The sequence below is a fragment of the Streptomyces sp. NPDC057307 genome, assembly GCF_042667665.1.
Lineage (GTDB): Bacteria > Actinomycetota > Actinomycetes > Streptomycetales > Streptomycetaceae > Streptomyces.
Window position 1 is genome coordinate 1 of record NZ_JBHUZM010000284.1, and the last position, 1,088, is coordinate 1,088.

1 protein-coding gene is annotated in these 1,088 nt (G+C 72.8%); it reads right to left on the reverse strand.

Going from position 1 to position 1,088, the window contains the following annotated elements:
* Positions 1-38: 38 nt before the first annotated feature.
* Positions 39-926, reverse strand: coding sequence for an LLM class F420-dependent oxidoreductase (locus ACFUN8_RS37350; protein ID WP_383647894.1), 888 nt, complete (start codon positions 924-926; stop codon positions 39-41).
* Positions 927-1,088: the final 162 nt, after the last annotated feature.

Here is a 1,088-nt window from a genome sequence, read left to right on the forward strand (position 1 = left end):
CGTCAACTCGTCGGCGCCGGCGCGTTCGTGACTGTGCGTCAGGCTCGGGGGGTCAGTTCCAGCGCCTCGGCCAGCGTGCGCCACTCGGCGAGCGGCAGCTCCGTGCGCCGGTCGCCCGACAGCACCTGCAGCGCTAGATGGTCGGCGCCGGCGGCCACGTACTCGTCGACCCGGGCACGTACGGTCCCGGCGTCGCCCAGCGCGAAGAGCGCGGCCAGCAGCCGGTCGCTGCCGCCGTCCGCGAAGTCGCTCTCGGTGAAGCCGAGTCGGAGCAGGTTGTTGGTGTAGTTCGGCAGTTGCAGATACATCGACAGCATCCCGCGCGCGACGGTACGGGCCTGGTCGAGATCCGTGTCCAGTACGACGGTGAGCTCCGGCGCGAGCAGCGCGTCCGGACCGAGTGCCGCGCGCGCCTCCGCCGTGTGCTCGGCCGTGACGAGATAGGGGTGCGCGCCCGCCGAGCGCTCGGCGGCGAGCTTCAGCATCTTCGGGCCGAGCGCGGCGAGGACGCGCCCGGAGGCGGGGACCGGGTCGGCCACGGCGTCCAGGGCGTCGAGATACTCGACCATGGCCGAGTAGGGCCGTGCGTAGTTCGGGTTGAATCCGCTGTGGCTGACGCCCAGTCCGAGGACGAAACGTCCCGCCGAGTCCCGCCGGATCCGCGCCGCCTGTTCGGCGACCGCCGGTGCCTGGTGGTCCCAGATGCTGAGGATGCCGGTCGCGACGGTGATGTGCCGGGTCGCTTCGACCACGGGAACCACCTGGTCGAGCGACGGGCTGCCGCCCATCCAGATCGTCCCGTACCCGAGCGAGTCGAGTTCGGCGACCGCCGCCGAGACCGCCTCGACGCCGGCCGGCTCCGAGGGGTGCAGGGCGGAACTCCAGATACCGATCCTGCCGAAACGTGCGTCATTGTCAGAAGGCATAGCGCGAAACTAACCCAAGCGCGCTGCCGCGCCCCCGCCGCCCCGCCCCGGGCGCGTCCCGCCGCAAGTGTTGTCGGGCATGGCGCCGCCCCGGCACGGGCGGGACGCTCGTGGCGGGGCGGCTGATCGGCAGCTCCGGCCGGCTCGGTGGCCGGCCGGAGC

What these genes read in the sequence shown, in the direction of transcription:
- ACFUN8_RS37350 (WP_383647894.1), bottom strand. Translation starts at nt 926, where the DNA reads ATGCCTTCTGACAATGACGCACGTTTCGGCAGGATCGGTATCTGGAGT.